The 17811-nt window shown below is 50.3% G+C and carries 15 protein-coding genes and 1 tRNA gene; 6 read left to right on the forward strand and 10 right to left on the reverse strand.

Translation table 11 applies throughout. The annotated features are described in order from the left end of the window. Nucleotides 1–17 precede the first annotated feature (17 nt). The 4 genes from R3I13_RS17360 to R3I13_RS17375 all read right to left on the reverse strand — a co-directional run bounded on the left by R3I13_RS17360 (nt 18) and on the right by R3I13_RS17375 (nt 4424). Nucleotides 18–1217, reverse strand: a complete 1200-nt coding sequence (locus R3I13_RS17360) for a FecR domain-containing protein (RefSeq protein ID WP_346319222.1) — start codon at nt 1215–1217, stop codon at nt 18–20. 154 nt (nt 1218–1371) lie between these two features. Continuing rightward, nucleotides 1372–1974, reverse strand: coding sequence for an RNA polymerase sigma-70 factor (locus tag R3I13_RS17365; protein WP_346319223.1), 603 nt, complete (start codon nt 1972–1974; stop codon nt 1372–1374). Nucleotides 1975–2065: 91 nt separating this feature from the next. Next, on the reverse strand, nt 2066–2764 hold the full coding sequence (locus R3I13_RS17370; protein WP_346319224.1) for a hypothetical protein: 699 nt from the start codon (nt 2762–2764) through the stop codon (nt 2066–2068). 742 nt (nt 2765–3506) lie between these two features. Further along, nucleotides 3507–4424, reverse strand: coding sequence for an NADP-dependent oxidoreductase (locus R3I13_RS17375; RefSeq protein WP_346319225.1), 918 nt, complete (start codon nt 4422–4424; stop codon nt 3507–3509). Between the two features lie 175 nt (nt 4425–4599). On the opposite strand from R3I13_RS17375, the gene R3I13_RS17380 reads away from it, so the two are divergent. Further along, entirely contained in the window at nt 4600–6138 is a 1539-nt protein-coding gene (locus R3I13_RS17380; protein ID WP_346319226.1) for a PLP-dependent aminotransferase family protein, read from the forward strand. 27 nt (nt 6139–6165) lie between these two features. Here the strand turns inward: R3I13_RS17380 and R3I13_RS17385 are convergent, their stop codons facing one another. Beyond that, complete coding sequence (locus tag R3I13_RS17385; protein ID WP_346319227.1) at nt 6166–6612, reverse strand: DoxX family protein; 447 nt, start codon at nt 6610–6612, stop codon at nt 6166–6168. A gap of 338 nt (nt 6613–6950) precedes the next feature. Between R3I13_RS17385 and R3I13_RS17390 the strand changes: the two genes are divergently transcribed. From R3I13_RS17390 to R3I13_RS17405, 4 genes are all read left to right on the forward strand, one after another. Further along, the gene (locus R3I13_RS17390) at nt 6951–7304 is read left to right on the forward strand and encodes a hypothetical protein (RefSeq protein ID WP_346319228.1); all 354 of its coding nucleotides are present in this window, start codon (nt 6951–6953) and stop codon (nt 7302–7304) included. Between the two features lie 47 nt (nt 7305–7351). Then, complete coding sequence (locus R3I13_RS17395) at nt 7352–7645, forward strand: GNAT family N-acetyltransferase (protein ID WP_346319229.1); 294 nt, start codon at nt 7352–7354, stop codon at nt 7643–7645. An 87-nt stretch (nt 7646–7732) separates the two neighbouring features. Further along, on the forward strand, nt 7733–8263 hold the full coding sequence (locus R3I13_RS17400) for a carboxymuconolactone decarboxylase family protein (protein ID WP_346319230.1): 531 nt from the start codon (nt 7733–7735) through the stop codon (nt 8261–8263). Nucleotides 8264–8291: 28 nt separating this feature from the next. Then, nucleotides 8292–8804: an OsmC family protein gene (locus tag R3I13_RS17405; protein WP_346319231.1), complete on the forward strand. Its 513-nt coding sequence runs from the start codon at nt 8292–8294 to the stop codon at nt 8802–8804. A gap of 181 nt (nt 8805–8985) precedes the next feature. On the opposite strand, the gene R3I13_RS17410 is transcribed toward R3I13_RS17405, so the two are convergent. The 3 genes from R3I13_RS17410 to R3I13_RS17420 form a co-directional block, all read right to left on the reverse strand. Beyond that, nucleotides 8986–9069: transfer RNA gene (locus tag R3I13_RS17410), tRNA-Leu, on the reverse strand. 268 nt (nt 9070–9337) lie between these two features. Further along, a complete protein-coding gene (locus R3I13_RS17415) occupies nt 9338–11020 on the reverse strand; it encodes a hypothetical protein (RefSeq protein WP_346319232.1) in 1683 nt (560 codons plus the stop codon). Between the two features lie 123 nt (nt 11021–11143). Next, nucleotides 11144–12124, reverse strand: a complete 981-nt coding sequence (locus R3I13_RS17420) for an MBL fold metallo-hydrolase (protein ID WP_346319233.1) — start codon at nt 12122–12124, stop codon at nt 11144–11146. Nucleotides 12125–12196: 72 nt separating this feature from the next. Here R3I13_RS17420 and R3I13_RS17425 point away from each other — a divergent pair, with 72 nt between their 5' ends. After that, on the forward strand, nt 12197–12547 hold the full coding sequence (locus R3I13_RS17425) for an MmcQ/YjbR family DNA-binding protein (protein WP_346319234.1): 351 nt from the start codon (nt 12197–12199) through the stop codon (nt 12545–12547). Between the two features lie 2 nt (nt 12548–12549). Here R3I13_RS17425 and R3I13_RS17430 read toward each other — a convergent pair whose 3' ends face one another. Next, entirely contained in the window at nt 12550–15786 is a 3237-nt protein-coding gene (locus R3I13_RS17430; protein WP_346319235.1) for an ATP-binding protein, read from the reverse strand. A gap of 48 nt (nt 15787–15834) precedes the next feature. Beyond that, nucleotides 15835–17685 carry a hypothetical protein gene (locus R3I13_RS17435; protein WP_346319236.1) on the reverse strand — a complete coding sequence of 617 codons (1851 nt, stop codon included), beginning with the start codon at nt 17683–17685 and terminating at the stop codon, nt 15835–15837. Nucleotides 17686–17811 lie beyond the last annotated feature (126 nt).

Below are 17811 nucleotides of genomic sequence, written 5' to 3' on the forward strand. Positions count from 1 at the left end.
ATTTTGTTTAGTAAGAATTAATTCATCAGGATGACGCGCCTTCCTTCTATTTTATAGTGGATCCCGGATGTAATTGTTATATTATCAAGTAATTCGCGAATACTTTTGTATTTGGATACAATGCCCCTCAGTTTCTTTTGACTGACGTCAGTTTGGTATTCCACATCCACATCGTACCATCTTGCCACTATTCTCAGCACATCTTCCATATGCTCGTCGTTAAACACGAACAGCCCGTTTTTCCAGCCCATTACCTCGTCCAGGTCTGCGTTCCTCACAGACAAAGGCGCTTCCAGGTTGTTGACGGCCATTTGCCCCGGTTTGATAATTGCATGGCTGTTTTTGCTGATTATCTTTACTGAGCCTTCCAGCAAGGTGGTCCTGATATCGGGATCGTCATTATAAGCCTTGATATTAAAATGTGTGCCTAATACCTCTACTGTTTGTTTACCATCCACATTCACGAGAAATGATTTACCGGCATTTTTGGCCACTTCAAAATAGGCTTCTCCACTTAACCTGACCAGGCGCTCTTTCCCGTTAAATGCAACGGGAAATGTCAATGACGAGGCTGCGTTTAGCCAGACACGGGTGCCGTCCGGCAGCGTCAGTTCATATTGCCCGCCTTTGGGAACGTGCAGGGTGTTTGACTCATCTGCTGTCCCCGTCTGGGCAGAGCCATCGCCGCGGTAGTCTAATTTACCGTCCGCCTGCTTGTTTACAACGGCGCCTGCCTGGTAAGCGATATTCCCGTTTTTGGCCGCCTGGAGATCTATTTTATCCCCGTTGGACAGGACCAGGATGGCTTTATTGGCGCCGGGCGAGATCTCCGCTCTCTCTTCCTGGTATGACAGTTGCGGTGCCGGCGATTTTACTTTATATATCCAAAAGCCGGCGGAAATTGCTATGACTATTGCTGCCGCGGCGGCAATCCTTTTCATATAACTCTTCAAGGTCTTTCTGCCGGCGCTTTCCGGGTGCCCGATCCTGGCGCGGACGCTCTTCAATGCCGTTTCCCCGTCAAATTCCTGCAAGCGTTCGATCTCCTGCTTCCGGGTGCCTTCGTTTAAGAGTTTTTCAAGGGTCGCCCTGTTGCCGGCACTTTCATTCAGCCATGCCTCCAGCTCAGCTTCCTCGGATGCGGTGAGGGTACCATAAAGCTTGCGTGCTAACAGGCTGCTTATATGAAACGGGTCATATAACTTTTTATCGGACATCGCTATTAATTGGTGTTATCATAGTAGAAACAACATACCGTCACATTTCCTCTAAAGGATCTGAATTTTTTTTAAATATCGTCGGCAATATGATATGCAAAGGGTTGGTTGGGAAGCGAAAACAGCAATGGCAAGGGGTTTTCGGGGAAGTTCTTTACTTGAAATAAATAGATAATATAACAGATGTTATAATGCCCAATCCTTTATCCGAGAGGCGTTTTCTTAGAATGGATAGTCCGCGCATTTTCTGGTTGTAAACCGTACTGATGGCAATATCAAGTTTATCTGCTATCTCTTTAGGCTGCAGCCCGTCTTCAAAGATCATTTTAATGATCTTCCCGCATTGGTCCGGTAAGGCATTCACCTCTGTTGAGATTTCGCGAAGGGCTTCGATGTAAATTATTTCATTGATAAATGGTTCCTCAAACCCATTTCCGGACAAAGCCAGTTCCTGGTCATGCTTCATTTTACGGCTTTGTTTTTTTATGGCATTCATGGAAGCATTCCGGGTGCTGATGTACAGGAAAGCTTTAATGGAGTTCAGGCTGTTAAAGTCATTGTGTTTGCTCCACAGCTTGCAAAAGATGTCCTGGACGATCTCTTCAGCTGTAAATTTATCCGAGGTCAACCGCGCGGAAAATAAGCACAACGCGCCATAGAATTTATTGAAAATGTAGTCAAAAGCGTGAACGTCGCCTTTCAGCAACCCTTCCAGCAGCTCATCTTCGTTTAAATATTTTATATGGTTAGTGGCCATCGGTATGAGAAAACGTTCCGGATATAAATATAAATACAAAGAATGAAAAATACGCCGGTTTTTGTCTGGATGCGGGGGCCCCTCACCGGGCTCAGCAGATCATCAACAACCTGTTCTGTCCGGGTTTTTCCTTCGGCGCACGGTGAATACAGGGAGGCACCCGGCTTCCGGGGTGATCAACCGCCAGCCTCCACAGGTGCCCAAGGCCCAGGCTTATGGGACGAGCATCAGGCTTAGCCTGGTAGTGCAGATCAAAGAAATGGTCACTTAAGAATGATTCAAAACCTTCGTCTGCTCCTTGATATAGTTTCCTGAGTTCATCACGTATTTCCGGAACAAGTACTTTCTTTTTGCCCTGTGAATTTGGTAATATTTCACTCGGCTCGCCATAGTAAGTGCATAAAAAGGTATCGGTTGGTATAGGAGAGTGGTCTGCATGAAAAGAATAAACATCGGTTGGGAAAAAAGGGTAGGTATCATCCCGGTCATAGTGCCTGATCACATTAAGGATTGGGGAGGCGCCATGAGCTGTCAATAATTCCAGGTCATTTAAAAGAATTTCACGGGCAAGTACTCCCTGTTCACTCAACTGAAGTTGGTGAAGTTCCGCTTGTTCGATTGCCGTTATGTTTCCGCTTAGCGTTAACTTTTTAACGATCTCAGAAAAATCACCTGTTAGTTCACGGGTCCAGCAAATCGCATTCATTTCTCCACTGAATGGCCTAGAAACAAGGTCCTGGAAATTCGAGACATAATGAATTTGATGCTCAGTATGAGATAAATCTGTCATAGCCGCTAATATAGGAACTAATTTGGCAGAAAAGAGGTTTGGGGCCGGCTTGAAGTTTACTGGGTGTCAGTCAAGCCTGCAGGAACTAAGGGTAGACATATTACTGCGTATCCTGGTCAGTGTTTCTCTTGTTATACCAAGATAGGAAGCGATCATAAATACAGGGATACGATGATGCAATTGCGGAAAACATCGGATGAATTGACGGTATCTTTCTTCTGCCTGATGGGTGAGCATCATATATATCCTATCACGGCTGGTACTGCATTCGTTCGCAATAATTTTGGTATTTAATACCTCGAAGTTCGGGATGTCTTTCAAAAGTTTTTTAAAGTTATTTACCGGGATCTGCACAACCGAACTGTCTTCCAAAGCATCGATAAACTCATCAGACGGTGTTTCGGTTACAAGACTTACCCGGTCGCTTACCCAATGATTTGCCGGTGAAAGGCTAAAAATATGCTCGCACCCGTCGTCATCGATACGATATGACCGGAGGCAACCGCTGCATACGAAAGTTTGAAACCTGCATACACTTCCCTGACGTAATAAGTATTGCTTTTTTTTAAGCCGCCTCGGTATGGCCATGGACTTAATAATTGCAATTTCTTTGTCGGAAAACAGGTTATGAGATCTGATATAGCTCTCGAACAAATTGAAGATACACTCAGACATTAACAGACAAGACTGAATACTGTAAGCAATTGACCCTATAGCTTCAACTCTGCGGCATGCGGCCTTTTTAATGGAGAACCCGGATAATCGTCTTTCCGTTTACCCGGTCGGCTGAGTTATAGGTGGCAACGGCGTCGCTGAGGGTGGAAGTATTGCCTATGTTCGTTCGCAAACGACCCTCCCGCAGCCGCTGCACGATCTCATTCAGTTGGTTTGGGTTTGCTTCGACCACGAAGTCGATTGCCTGTCCGTTAGCGGGCCGGGCTTCCGTAGGCCCTGCGATGGTCACCAGCGTTCCTCCGGGCCTGATCAGGCCCGCGGACTGATTGGCAATATCTCCGCCGAAGATATCAAAGACCAGGTCGACTTCACCGGCATCCTGCAATTTTTCGTTTTCAAGATCGATGTATTCGTGTGCGCCGAAATCGAGAGCCCTTTGGCGGCCTTCCGCGCGCCCTGTGCCGATGACATAGGCACCTGCGGCCCGCGCCAGCTGCGCTGCCATTGAGCCCACCACGCCGGCGGCGCCATGAACCAGCACAGCCTGCCCAGGCCGGAGACGGCCGTGCACGAACAGCCCCTGCCATGCAGTCAAACCCGGCATCACCAGGCCCGCGCCTTCTGTAAAATCGACGTCTGCAGGCAGCGGCGAGAGGTTACGTGCCTCAACGGCTACATATTCCGCCAGCGTACCGTCGCGGTACCAGTCAGTAAGACCAAATACACGCTGTCCTATGGTTAGCCCTGTCGTCCCATAACCCAGGGAGGTAACAATTCCCGCCAGCTCATGGCCCGGGACCGATGGGGTTCTGTCACGGCCGGCACGGTCGGTCCAGGTAGAAGGCCACGACAATTCATCTCCTGTCATCGCCGATGCATAAACCCGGACAATAACGTCATTGATCGCTCCCTGTGGTTCAGGGCGCTCCACAAGCTGCATCCCGGCCTTGCCCGCAGCCTGGTCTGTCACAACTATTGCTTTCATAATACACCTCCATTTTTTTTGCCGGCAAACATGCACTGTTGTTGCTGTCTGCCTGCTGTTCTAAACATGATTTTGGCCATTAGATTGAACCGCTGTTTCCATAATCTGGTATAAAATTAGAGCATATTTTGGTTACCTTAGGGGACCAATTTCAAAATATACAGGGGTCCAGTTTATGATTAAAAAGATTCTTGAAATTTCGTTTAATAAAGATGGTGAACACAGTCCTTTATACCGGCAACTGGAGTCGGAAATTATCCAGTTGATATGTCGCGGGATCTTGAAACCCGGGCAGGCATTGCCTTCTTCGCGTGAACTGGCCCAGGCCCTGCAGCTCAATCGTAAGACGGTGGTGGCGACCTATGAGGAATTGGGAGCGCAGGGATGGGTGGAAGCAAGGAACCGAAGCGGCGTTTATGTTTCCCGGCATCTGCCGGATACCTCTGCCCGTGTAACTGATCAAAGCGGCAAAAAAATGATGCGAAGCCGGCAGCCTGGTTTTCCCTTGATAATAAAGCAGCCTTCTGCCTTTAATGGAGCAACAGGGATAGATCCGAATATTGAAAACGACAACCCGGGATCTGCTGCGTTTTTGTACAAGATCGACGACGGTTTTCCTGACCCGAGGATTGCCCCTATTGAGCAGTTGGTACGGGAATACAGGAGATTTGGAAAGAACCGCTTTACAAGCCGGTTGCTCATGTACGGCCCGGAGCAAGGCTCTTATCGTCTCAGGGCAGAGCTTGCCAAATTTTTAAATAGAACCAGGGGGATGCAGGTCACAGAAAAGGAAATACTGATAACGAAGGGGACCGCGATGGGAATCTACCTGACTGCGCAACTACTCATCCGCCCCGGGGATTTAGTATTTGTACCCGAACCGGGCTACCTGGATGCGAATCAAACCTTTAAGCTGGCGGGAGCCAGGCTGGTATTTATTCCGGTAGATAAGGAAGGTATTGATGTAGACAGGATTGAGCAGCTGTGTAAAAGGAAAGTGCCCAGGATGATCTACATTATTCCGCATCACCACCGGCCTACCACTGTGACCCTTAGTGCAGAGCGGCGCATGCGGCTTATGAGCCTGGCCCACAGGTATGGATTTGCTTTGCTTGAGGATGATTATGATTTTGATTATCACTTTACAAGCAATCCTCTTTTGCCCCTGGCAAGTGTGGATACCGGCGGGCATATCATTTATGTAGGTTCCTTTTGCAAAAGCATCGCCCCCGGCATTCGTATCGGGTTTATGGTGGCCCCGGAAGCGGTAATAAGTGAAGCTGCTGCTCTGCGTAAATTGATAGACCGCCAGGGTGAGCAGTTGCTGGAAGAGGCAATCGCAGAACTTTTGAGTGCCGGTGATATCTCCCGGCACATCAAAAAATCGCATAAGATCTACCAGGAACGGCTGGAAAATGCCTGCCGGTTGCTGGAGGCGCAAATGGGAGAATATTTAACGTTTGAGCGGCCGAATGGCGGCTTGGCTATCTGGGCAGCCTACAGGAAGAATATAAGTGCTAAAGCAGTTGCCCTGAATGCGGGAAGACTGGGATTGGAAATTGCTGATGGCAGCCGCTATTTTTTCCAGCCGAAGCATTCTTTGCCCAATGACTTTATACGTATAGGATACTGCTCTTTAGATGAAATAGAAATGGCCGCCGCCATCGATATATGGAAAAAGGCGCTCGCCCCGTTCACTTCCCGGAAAAAATAGGTGAAAATTTCAAAATTTACTATCCCGTCAGGTATTGTTTTCCTGCGGTTTTTTATCGGGAAGTGAAGCTAAAAGCAGGCTGGAAAAGCTCACAACGAAAACAGAATAATCGAATGGAGACCGGTAGCCGGCAAAGAACAACATGCTTAACGCGAACATGAGCGTAAGCACGAAACTGCCATAGGCAGCAAGCCTGGTCTTATAACCGGCAATGAGCAATATGCCAAATGCCGCTTCGCCAATTGTAGCTGCCAGGCCAAAGAACGAAGCTGCCTTTGTAGAAAGGTAAGGCATCAAACTATTTGCATAAGTGACAAAATTGTCCCAACTGCCCCATGATACGTTGGGACTGCCTGGTGCGCCTAGTAAACCAATGCGGTCCAGCACAGGTAGTATGAAACCTACCCCTAATGAAAGGCGTAACAGTGTTTGCGCTGTAATAGAAATATTTTTCATAATGAGTTTATGGAACATCCGGTTTTTTTGAAATTCGGAAGATCCCCCTGGTTCATAGGCCTGTAAAGGACGTAAGTATCTTGCTTTTTATAATTGATATATGTCACAAAAAATATGATGGGAATTTTTTAGAGATGTAAATATTGCAGGTCGATTGCAGGCTTGATATAACAATTAACTGAGACGCCGTTTGTGACAAATGTCAATGCGGAAAAGAGTGCAAGCTATTAGCTTGCACTTGATGTTTTGTTGAATTAAGCGGCCCATATGCAGTCAATTTATATGGGAGGGCAGACTAATAATTAACACGGGTATCTGTCGGATAAAACTGTTATTCACAATAAATAAATATAACAATGAAAAAAAGTATCCAGGAATTATCAAACAACATGAACGTAATGGTGATAAATGGTCAACTGGCGGAAGCTGCGGAAAAGTACTATGCACCTGGTATCAGGACTATCGAATTTGACGGCAGGGTAACCGAGGGAAGGGAAGCGGCGATGAAGAAGCTAACCGATTTTGTAGATTCTATTCAGACAGTGAAGAAGATTACGCTTCTCCGGTCTGCGTCAGATGATAATGCCTCCTTTTCAGAATATATCCTGGATTTGGACATGAGGGACGGAAGCAATATTTACTTGCATGAGATTGTACGCTCAGTATGGGAAAACGGCCTGGTTGTAGAAGAACGGTATTTTAAAGGGTGACGGATAAAGGCACATGCTGAATTTTTAATAATATAGAACTTAATATTATGGAAACGATCGAAACGCACGAAGGTGAAAAAGGAATTTCTTTTTTTTCATTGAACGTCGGGGGCCAGGAAGTCGGGAGAATGATGGTTATTGTTACTCCCGGCATATTAAAAGCAGGATACACGAGCGTTGGCCTTACCCAGCGAAAAAAGGGTTACGGGAGGAAATTAGTTGATGCGGTAGTTGATTACGCGAGGGCAAACGGTCTGAGGATAAAACCGGAATGCGGCTTCGTGGCTATGATGTTCAACAAATATCCGGAGGCTTACGGGGATATTCGTGCTGGTCTGTAGTTGAAATGCCCGGCCCTGGAAAGGCGGAAGCTGTGTTGCCGCGCCTGGATAATTCCAACAATAGATCTTTTTGATAAACTAATTTTTATGAGTGACTTTTTATTGCCGGACGGCCAGGACGTTTCGGAAAAGAACCAGGGGATATTTGAAGAACTGAAGGGAATGTTTGGTAAAGTCCCTAATATTTTTGTGGCATTCGCCAGCAGCGAAAACGGCCTTGAAAATTACTTCAGCTACCTCACACAGAAAAACTCGCTTACCTACCGTGAACGCGAGGTTGTAAGCCTGGTTGTGAGCCAGGTGAATCGTTGTCCGTATTGTCTCAGTTTCCATAGCGCAGTAGCAGAACGGATTGGTTTCAGCAGTAAGCAGGTACTGGACATACGCTCAAATGATATTCAATTTGACGGAAGATTGAGTGCCGTCGCTGCATTGGCGCATAGTATGGCCCTCACGAAGGGACATATTGCGGGAGATATTCTCTTGGACTTTTACGAGGCGGGATATCATCAGGGGCACCTGGTGGATGTGGTGCTTGCCGTTGGCAACATCACCACGCTTAACTTATTGTACGCGATCACAAATGTTCCTATTGACTTCCCAAGCGTAACATTGTGATATTATAAAAATAGTTTTATTAAAGATCATGATACGGAAAAAAACAACGCTTCGCCTGTTCGCCAAAGACATTACGGGTGATCTTATGAAAGACCGTCAGGAAGTTGTTGTCAACTGGCGTGCAGGTCAACTGATCCTCGATGAACCTTCGTTTAATGGGGGTAAAGATATTGGCCCCGATCCATTTACAACGGTTCTTTCCGGCCTGGTAGGCTGTACATTGACGACCTTGCGCATGTATATCAAAAGGAAGGGATGGAATATTACGGACATACATTGCTCTGTGAATATGCTGCAGGAAGCGGAGCCATTCAAGACCTCGGTTTTCAGGACAGTTTCCTTCGGTCAGCCCGTAACCGGTGAACAAAAAGAGCGGCTGCTTTGGATCGCAAAAAATTGTCCGGTTGCAAGGCTGTTGCAGGGAGAAATTAATATAGATACCCGCTTGTCGGACGATCCGTCTGTACCGGCAGGTACGGGAAATTATCCCTCAGGTGGTCAGTCTTCTTTCGATGACACAAATAATGATCCGGCTGAGTAAGGGGAAGGCGAAACGGCACCAGCCATCTGTGCCGCCATTGATCCGGGAAAAGGTATTTTTTGACGGAGTAGGATCGAAGCCCCCAGCTGATATGGCAACTGAGTAATCTTTATGCTGGAAAAGGGTTTGCATAAAAATAAAAATGGACAAACCAAAAGAATTTCCGATTTGTCCATTTTAGTGCCCAGAACTGGATTCGAACCAGCACACCCTTGCGGGCGCTGCGACCTGAACACAGTGCGTCTACCAATTTCGCCATCTGGGCATCTTGTTTCAGGGAGTGCAAAAGTAAATCATTATTTTATTTTTCCAAATTCCGGGGAAATATTTTTGAAGGGCATAAACAAAAAAACTCCTGGAGGTCTTCCAGGAGCTGACATTTCCGATTGCTAACCCTTTGCTATTGCAAAAGATCAGTGATCGGGATGGTTGAATTATCATTAACGCATTGAATGCATATTATGTTCAAAATAAAAGCAGCCGCGCATCGCCCGGCGAGCCGGCTGCTTTTGTCTATGCTGAATGAATACTCCCTAAATGGTGAAACGGAAATAACACCAACAGCTCCATGCGCAATACCTGTCGCCGATCTTTGCCCTTACCCTCCAGCGGCCCGGCTGGGCGCCGACGAAATTGTGGTTAAAGCTCGTGCCGGTAATGCCATGGTATACTGCAAAGCTCCGGAAAGATTGTGCGGCCCATTCTCCGCTGTTCACTGCCCCGTGTGCATCAATCTCGATGCTGTAGGTAGCCCCGGGAATGTTTACCGGCGCCCATTTGAAGGTCATGGTGCGGGGATAGTGATTAAATACGGAGCCTTCCGCGGGTTCCAGCGGGCGGGGCACTGCGCCTTTCCACCAGGTAAGCGTCGGGTCGCCGAGGATGCTCATGCCGTAAAACCACTGCCGTTCGCCCAGGTCGTGATCAGAGCCGCGGGCTTTCCACCACTCTACCATTGCATCGCCAATACACCTGCCTTTGCCGATGGGATCGTAGAAGTCCGCGAAGAACAGCATGGAACCCGTTTTGGTGCTGCCTACCGCGGTGAGGCCATAATTGGTCTCTCCGCCGGCCTTGTCGAAAATATACCAGCCGCCCAGGTAGTCATTTTCCGTGAAGCGGGCGGTGCTGCAGCAGAAAAGGTTGTAAAAGTGCGCATTCGGGGCACGGCTGTCGCGGAAATAAGAACGGTCTATCCATTCGGTAGTGCCGGTGGAAGGAATGTGGAAGGAGTGCACGTGCGGGGAAGAATGTGAACAAAGCTGCACGAATGAACGTGTTTTGTTCACTTCTTCCTTGTAAAGGTCCGCATCGGTGATGTCAGGATTAGTGTATTTGGTAATATAGGCTGCGGGTGTCATAAGGTCCATTTCGCAATCGTCGAAGCCAGTCCAGTCGTCTTCCACGTAAGCCAGCGCCGAGCGGGAATGGCCCAGGTTACCGGTGCGGAAGAGGTGGTTGCGGTCGAAGTAATTGTTGATGAGCGCGGCGTCGTTGCCATCCAGCGTGGGCGTCCAGATGCGGCCTACCCATATCTCGGGGATCACGTCGCCGGTAACGGCATTGTATTTCCCGTCGCCGTCGGCATCTGCCCAGGTGCCATTGGTGTCCATGTAAAACAGGTCGCAGGGGAACTCGGTGCTGGCGCCGTAAAAGTCGTCGCTCATTTCGAACCATGCGGCGGGAATGGCGCCTACCATCACCACGCCCACGGGGGATTTGCCTTTGATGTAGTTGCGGATGAAATTGGGTTTGCCGCCGCGCACCACGTGGATGGTTGCCCAGTAGCCGTCACGGCCGAGGTCCATCACATAACGTTCCACGCGGTCTTTGGTCTGGGTGTACACGTCGTTATGCACCAGCACCAGCACTTTGCCTTTGGGGAAACGCAGCCAGCTGTAGGTGTTCAGGTACGCCTCGTTGGCGTTGTAAACGGGGCGGGGCTTTTCTTCTATCAGGGGCACGAGGTCCAGGAATTTTTTGTTGACGGCTACATATTCCGCAAATGTTTTCAGCTGGATCTTGTTCGGGTCCATCAGCCGCAGGTTCCGCACGCTTTTGTAAGCCTGTGCCAGCTTGTAACTGCGCCCCACCGCCTGCATGTTGAATATGGTACGGTCTTGCAGTACCTGCGTGCGGATGGTTTGCAGATTGGAAACGGTTTGTTTTTCACCGGCTATGGTGTAGCCGTTCAGTGGTTTCTTTTCAGTAGACATCTTCGTTAATTTTTTTGGGGTTAATTGATGTTGCAAATCTACTGATACAGGGAGCCGCGGAACAGGGAACATTTACCTGAATTTATCCGTATTTCTACGCAGGGGTTTCTTTAAGTGGGAGTACTATTCCCACCAGCGCGCATCCGGGTATGAAATGTCCAGTATCACCTGCTCGCCGATCCTTGGCAGGGTAATGCGCATGCCTCTCTCCGCCGCGGCTTTCACAGCCCTCGCCGGCGGCTCGTTCCATGGGTGGAAGGCCAGCGCGAATTTTCCCCAGTGAACAGGCATGATCACTTTCGCGCCAAGATCAAAGCCTGCCTGTACGGCCTCTTCGGGGTTCATGTGGATGTTCGGCCATTGGGCATTGTATTGGCCTGATTCAAGTATGGCAATGTCGAAAGGGCCGTATTTCCCGCCGATCTCCTTAAAATGAGGCCCATAGCCCGAATCGCCGCCGATATAGATCTTCCGGCCGTTGTGCTCGTACACGAATGAGGACCATAACGAGCTGTCGCGGCGCAGGCCGCGGCCGGAAAAATGCCGTGCAGGCGTGGCCGTGAGTGACGCCCCGGGAGCGATCTCCTTCTCCTCCCACCAGTCCATTTCGGTGATCAGCTGTGCCGGCATGCCGTAGTGCGACAATGTTCTGCCCACGCCCAGCGAGGTGTACACCGCTTTTACACGGTGGCGCAGGCGGCGGATGGTGCGTGCATCCAGGTGGTCGTAGTGGTTATGGGTGATGATGAGGATGTCGATATCGGGCAGGTCCTTCACGCCGTATACATCACTGCCCCGGAAAGCCCGCACAGTGAAGGGAACAGGAGAGGCGTGGCCGCTGAAGACGGGATCTACGAGGATGTTCAGCCCACGGTCCTGCAGCAGGTACGACGAATGCCCGAACCAGGTAATGGCCGTTTCGCCGGCAGGCGTTGCCTTCAGATCGGTATGCACAGTGGGCAGGGGCGCCGGGGGGTAGGCGTGGGGCGGCTTCCGGAAGAATTTGAGCAGCAGCTTGAGGGTGGAAGTGCCCTTTACCATGATCTCCGTGGGCACCTCGTTGTGAAAGGAGCCGTTCCTGAAATGAGGGGATGTCCGTTCCATAAAAACGAATGTACGCAACCAATGTCGGATTCTTACAATTTCAGGACTGGGAACATGCCGTAATTTAGGGGCATGATATCAGTAGAAACATTCAGGGCCCTGTGCCTGTCTATGCCGGAAGCATATGAAGTGCAGCATTGGGGCAACCCGGCCTTCCGCACCAAAAAACGCATTTTCGCTACGGTGAACGAAGCGGAACAGACCGTCAATTTCGGCTTTACACCGGAAGTGCAGGCCGCTTTTTGCGGGCAGGACGGCAACAGCTTTTACCCGGTAAAAGGCGGCTGGGGCTTGCAGGGCTGGACCACTACGCGCCTCGGGAAAGTAAAAAAATCACTGTTGGTGAGCGCCGTGCAGAGCGCCTGGTATGGCGCTGCGCCGGGAAAGCTGCAGGAGCAATACCGGATGCAGAACGGGTTGTAAGGTTACTTGAATTCCAGCCCCAGTTCCTTCCTTCGCTGTTTCGTCACTTCTTTTTTCAACGGAGGTAGTTGCAGCTGCGCCCAAATCCGCTGTGGATTGAATACATGCAGCTGAAGGTTATTCCTGAATACGCAGAGCCAGTTATCTCTTACGTAATATAATATTTCCCCGTTGTCGGAAAGCCCGCAGCGGTCATTGGCAGAGAGCTGCATGGCGGTTTTTTCGTTAAGATACTTATCCAGTATGATGAGTTTATTTTGTTTGGTCAGCAGCAGTATTTCATCTTTCATCCTGTTATACCGCACGGATACAACACCGTCAGGGTGCGTGTAGGGCCCGGCGGAGAGTTTCCCTTCCAGGTCGTACCGCCGGAGTGTATCGGTGGGGTTTTTTATAGGCATAAACCCGTTTTTAAAATAAATACCTGCAAGCGTATCCAGCGGACCAACTTCAGGCGCTGGTTCCGGTTCGTCGCTGCGCGTGATGAATGCATTCTTCTCAAAATTGGTTGCTACCAGTATTTCGTCGAACAATTGGCTGGAATGCGTATTCATATCGATCAGTTCCAGCGTCTCCCGGCCACTTGGCCCGGACAGTCTTGCCAGCAGCTTTTTCAGGGACAGGTTGCCGAATGCGTAATCTACGCTGTGACTCGCATCAAAACGGAGCGTGTCCCTTCCTTCCAATACATTTAACTCCCTTTCACCACCCCAGATCAATGCTCCGTCTTCTGTAAAATCCGCGAAAAGGATGTTCCGGAGCCTGTGCACCTGCTGCCCGCTGGCATTATAGATATTTATGTAATCCTCGTAATTCTCTCCTCTTTCAAGGGTGAGTATTTGTGAATAGTCGCGGGGAGTGGTAACGGTGGTGAATGAAGGCAGGAACGCAATGTGATTGTATTGGTTATCGCGCAGCTGTAGCCTGTCTTCCAGGAAACCACTGGCGTCCAGGTCTGTGTACGGTACGATGAGGTTACCGTTCTCGGTAAAACGGACGCGGCGCGAATCGAACTCGGACTCGGGAAAGGGCTTGTCCTCCACCTGATCCGCAACGTACAGGTGTTGCTGGGGAGAAGCGAAGCGGATAGTATCCCCTCTTTTTTTAATGCAGTCAAACAGGATAAACAGTGATACTTGCGAAGAGGCAGTCGGCTCCGTAGGAGCAAGCTTGCGGGTAGGTATGTTTTCCCTGTACCACTGCTTTTTTCTCTGCTCCGTCATTTCTTCCGAAGGCTCGATGTACAGCAGCAGGATATGAGGACGGTTGGTGAAATAAGCATAAGTAATATTTGTAAGTTGATATGCGCTGTCTGAAGGCTTACTGTTGTCGAAGAGCATGAAATCCCGCACTATGGAACGTGTTTCCCGTGTTTTGTCCAGCGCTATAAATCTCCCGTCCTCCGAAATATCGATCCTGCCGGGCTCTATCAGCGATACAGGCAGGTTTTTTGCGTAAATGCTGAACAGGGCCTGTATGTTCTGCTTCTGCTTCTGCGTCTGCATAAACTCCATCAGCTTCTGGTTCACCTTGTTGGTATCTTCGCCATACACTTTTCCTTTGATAGGCCCGAAGAGATTGAGCGCTTCCAGCTGGTCAAGGTTTTCCATGTTATAGGCCATGAACACCAGGCTCTCGTTGCGGTTAAATTCCCTGCGCAGCATCTGCGAATAGAAATACAGGCCTGTAGCCGCCACGAGTAAAATTCCGCCGGATACCCAGCCCCATTTCCACCTGCGCTGCCGCTCCTTCATCTTCTGCAGTTTCTCCGCTTCCGCCGCGCGTTGCTGGGCGATCCTGTCCCGCTGCTGTACGCTGGCCTCATAGAACGCGATGATCTCCGGGGGAAGATTCAACTGTTCGATATACGGGCGGTACGATTCGATCTCTTTGTTAGACAGCAATTCACTGATCTTGTTCTGGTAACCGCTGTAGCGGCTGCGGATCTGCTGGTCGGTAAAGCCCGCCCGGCGCTGGTCTTCCGTGCGGCGGTTGTCTATCAGCCCCGCCAGCACATCGTGTGCCAGCTCGTAGGTGAGGCCTTCCGTCCGGAGGATCTTATTCTTCTCCATTTCGGAAAGACAGCGTATCATCAGCCCGCCCGGCCGTTTTTGCAGGTATGGCGGCGCCTGCCCGGTAAACCAGACGCCGTTGTTGATCCTGATATACGCCAGTGGCCGCTTGGTGCCTTCCGAGGTCACAAACGCGTCCAGCACGTTGCTCACAAAATCTTCCGGGATGCCGGGGAATTCTTTTTCGAGTAGGTCCTGTATCACGGTGATCCTTTCGCGGATGAACCGTTCCAGCACTTCCTGCATGCCGCCAAAACGTTTGATGATGGCGTTGTTGAACGTCAGCGCAGGATAATCTTTACCAGGGGCAATGGTTTTCACGGGCGTGATCATATACACGGAACGCCATAGCTGGTCCAGGTAGATCTGCAGGTAAGGCAGGCTCACCACGCCCTTTTCCATAAGTATGCTGATGATCTGCCGCGCGTTCTCAGGGCCTTCCTGCAGGTTGATGGAAAATTTTTCGCAGCTGCGGGTGATCACTTCCTCCACGTTCCGCGCATTCATGGGCTCTATGCGCAGGCGGCGGTCGCAGAAGTCGGGTATCTCTTTTTCGAATTCGCTGAGGCCCGCGAAAAATTCTTCGCGCATAATGAACAGCAGGCTGCAAAACTGCAGGTCAGGGTCTGAAAGTATCCGGTCGATGATGCTGATGAATGTCTTCTTTTCCGCATCGCTGCCCATGATCAGCAGTTCTTCAAACTGGTCGAAGATGAGGTAAACGGAACGGAGATAACGCAGGTTCACGCTTTTGAGCGAGTCGTATACCTGGTCGCTGACGTTGCTGGTTTTGAGGATGGGCGCGGTGCGCGGGCTGGGCGCCTGCACCAGTACGCTTTTGCCGGAAAGCGCGGCGGTAACGCCGGTCTCCACTTCGTTTTTGCTGTTCACGGCCTGTTTCAGGTTGCTCAGGAGCGAGTCGTTGATATTGTCGCCCCGGCGGATGAAGAACGGCGTCCAGTCGGTATCGTCCATCCTGTTCATCAGGCCGCACTGCACAATGCTGGTCTTGCCGGTGCCGCTGGTGCCATACACCAGCACGAGCCTGTTTTTGTGGATGTGCTGGTACAGCTGGCTGATCTCTTCGTCGCGGCCGAAGAAAATATTGTAATCGTCCCTTCCGTAAGGGTCCAGGAATTTAAAGGGGCTGTTGATGATCGGTTCCATCTGGCTGAGGGGTTATCGCTTTTTTTATTTGGAAAGATCCGTTCGTCGTTATACCTGTGGCTCCAGGGCCTGCAAAGCAAGCTGTTTGAACGCGGTGAGTTGCTGGCATACGGCTTCGTAGCGCCCCTGTTCCTGCTGCTCTGTTCTGCCAAACCTGCGGTTGATATTGATCTCCACGCGGTTCATCTCATCGTCGATCTTGCTCACGTTGCGGAACACATACACATCGTCTGCCGCGCGGTATTGGCCGTAGAATACAAGATTGGAGCGGTCTGCCTTGCTTTCGAAGGAATTGATGTCTATCACCAGCGGCGAAAGGTTCAGGAATTCCAGCGAATCGCCCCGCCACTGCCGCCGTTCTACGTTGAACACGGTGAGGTTTTGTTTGGTGAGCACCACGCCGCTGTTGTCCAGGTGTTTGGCCAGCAGGTAATAATTCACTTCGTGGCTGGCGTTGGAGTTCATCAGTTTCACCACCTGGTGGTCAAACACGGTGAACGTATCGTGCCGGTATTTATTGATGCGGATGTTCTGGATGCTGGTGAGCGTATACCGGTGCAGGAAGCCGAGCTTTTCGAAGAAGGCAGACAGCATGGCTTCCGCGCGCAGGCACAGTTCCGGAACTTCTTCATCTTTGATCACGGCCGGCTTGTTGGGATTGGCCACGGTGAAATAAGTGCCGTTGCGGATGTAGGTGAGGAATTCGCAGGCTTCTTTGAACGGGCGGTTGGCGGGGTCTTCCTCGCGCAGGGTATCCAGCTCGCTTACGAAATAATTCACATCGCCGAGTGAATCGATGTATTTCCGGATGTCGCGGATCAGGTTGCTGTAGTTGTAAACGGAGCGCTCGTCTATGTTCAGCGAAAAATAACTCTCCAGCAGCTGCGCGATCGGCTCAGGGAATGTTTTCACGCGCCCGGTCACTTTCAGTTCCCACAGCTGGGAGATCATAATGATGCCCATGAATTCGGCGGTGATGTGGAACACCCGCCCGATCTGCTCCAGCCGCCTGCGCCCCGGCTGCTTCAGCGCTTCTGCGCCGTATTCAGCGGCAAACAGCGTTTTGAGCTGGATGGCAATGGGATGGGGGAACACGTCCATGATCGTTTTCTGGAACACGTTGTCTTCAATGATCTCCTGTTGTTTGCGGATATTGAGCTGCTCTGCGGGAACGTTTTTATCGGCTACGAGGGCGTTGAAGATGGATTGGGTCAACTGCAGGTTGGGTTCGTAATTCTCAGGGGCCGCTTCAGTTGCCACGGGAAGGGGATTGTTGTCTACCGCGTTGGCCGTTTTATAGAACAATCCCCAGAATGGTTCACGGGGTGCTTCCCCGGGAAGATGAAGGTCGCGGTTCAAAGGCTCGTCTACCCCCAGCGCCGCTGCCGTAGCTACCTGCGCGGCCGCCAGTGAAGCGGTGAAAGCGCTGCGGATGCTCATTCTTTTCTGCACCAGGTTTTTGAACAGCTCCACGCCGAAGATGCCTGCGGCGCCGTCTTCTATCGGGCAGTTGGTCGCAATCACAGCGGGAGCGCCCAGCTCCAGCAGTTTGTTCACCTGTTTGGCGGTGCTGCACCCGTTGAGGATCACGAGCTTGAGGTTGCCGCTGTCTATGCTGGGTTTCAACTGGTAGGCAATGCCCACGCCGTTGGCTTCCTGGTCGTTGAAAAGGAGGGAAGTTTGCCCGGCATGCCCGCCGTAATGGAAAATGCCCACTTCGTTGCCATATGCGCCGAAAGCCGTGTTCATATTGGCGATGGTGGCGTATGATTCGCGGTGAACGTTGAAATTGCCGCGCCTGTTGGCGATCAGGATGCCGTGGATGCCTTCGTCTTCAGCTGTAATGGATTTCAGTGGTGCATCCGTGCTGTTCGCAAAGGAAATAATGATCGTTTTCATGACTCATGCTTCGGGGTAAATAATGTTGCTAAATTTGCGCACGATCTTCTGAACCGGTTCTTCCCGGTGTACTTTTTTGGAGTAACAATGCAATGTAAATTACGAATTTTACAGGAAATAATAATT

The organism is Chitinophaga sp. YIM B06452 (genome assembly GCF_039655965.1).
Taxonomy (GTDB): Bacteria; Bacteroidota; Bacteroidia; order Chitinophagales; family Chitinophagaceae; genus Chitinophaga.

What these genes read in the sequence shown, in the direction of transcription:
- R3I13_RS17360 (WP_346319222.1), bottom strand. Translation starts at nt 1,217, where the DNA reads ATGTCCGATAAAAAGTTATATGACCCGTTTCATATAAGCAGCCTGTTA.
- R3I13_RS17365 (WP_346319223.1), bottom strand. Translation starts at nt 1,974, where the DNA reads ATGGCCACTAACCATATAAAATATTTAAACGAAGATGAGCTGCTGGAA.
- R3I13_RS17370 (WP_346319224.1), bottom strand. Translation starts at nt 2,764, where the DNA reads ATGACAGATTTATCTCATACTGAGCATCAAATTCATTATGTCTCGAAT.
- R3I13_RS17375 (WP_346319225.1), bottom strand. Translation starts at nt 4,424, where the DNA reads ATGAAAGCAATAGTTGTGACAGACCAGGCTGCGGGCAAGGCCGGGATG.
- R3I13_RS17380 (WP_346319226.1), top strand. Translation starts at nt 4,600, where the DNA reads ATGATTAAAAAGATTCTTGAAATTTCGTTTAATAAAGATGGTGAACAC.
- R3I13_RS17385 (WP_346319227.1), bottom strand. Translation starts at nt 6,612, where the DNA reads ATGTTCCATAAACTCATTATGAAAAATATTTCTATTACAGCGCAAACA.
- R3I13_RS17390 (WP_346319228.1), top strand. Translation starts at nt 6,951, where the DNA reads ATGAAAAAAAGTATCCAGGAATTATCAAACAACATGAACGTAATGGTG.
- R3I13_RS17395 (WP_346319229.1), top strand. Translation starts at nt 7,352, where the DNA reads ATGGAAACGATCGAAACGCACGAAGGTGAAAAAGGAATTTCTTTTTTT.
- R3I13_RS17400 (WP_346319230.1), top strand. Translation starts at nt 7,733, where the DNA reads ATGAGTGACTTTTTATTGCCGGACGGCCAGGACGTTTCGGAAAAGAAC.
- R3I13_RS17405 (WP_346319231.1), top strand. Translation starts at nt 8,292, where the DNA reads ATGATACGGAAAAAAACAACGCTTCGCCTGTTCGCCAAAGACATTACG.
- R3I13_RS17415 (WP_346319232.1), bottom strand. Translation starts at nt 11,020, where the DNA reads ATGTCTACTGAAAAGAAACCACTGAACGGCTACACCATAGCCGGTGAA.
- R3I13_RS17420 (WP_346319233.1), bottom strand. Translation starts at nt 12,124, where the DNA reads ATGGAACGGACATCCCCTCATTTCAGGAACGGCTCCTTTCACAACGAG.
- R3I13_RS17425 (WP_346319234.1), top strand. Translation starts at nt 12,197, where the DNA reads ATGATATCAGTAGAAACATTCAGGGCCCTGTGCCTGTCTATGCCGGAA.
- R3I13_RS17430 (WP_346319235.1), bottom strand. Translation starts at nt 15,786, where the DNA reads ATGGAACCGATCATCAACAGCCCCTTTAAATTCCTGGACCCTTACGGA.
- R3I13_RS17435 (WP_346319236.1), bottom strand. Translation starts at nt 17,685, where the DNA reads ATGAAAACGATCATTATTTCCTTTGCGAACAGCACGGATGCACCACTG.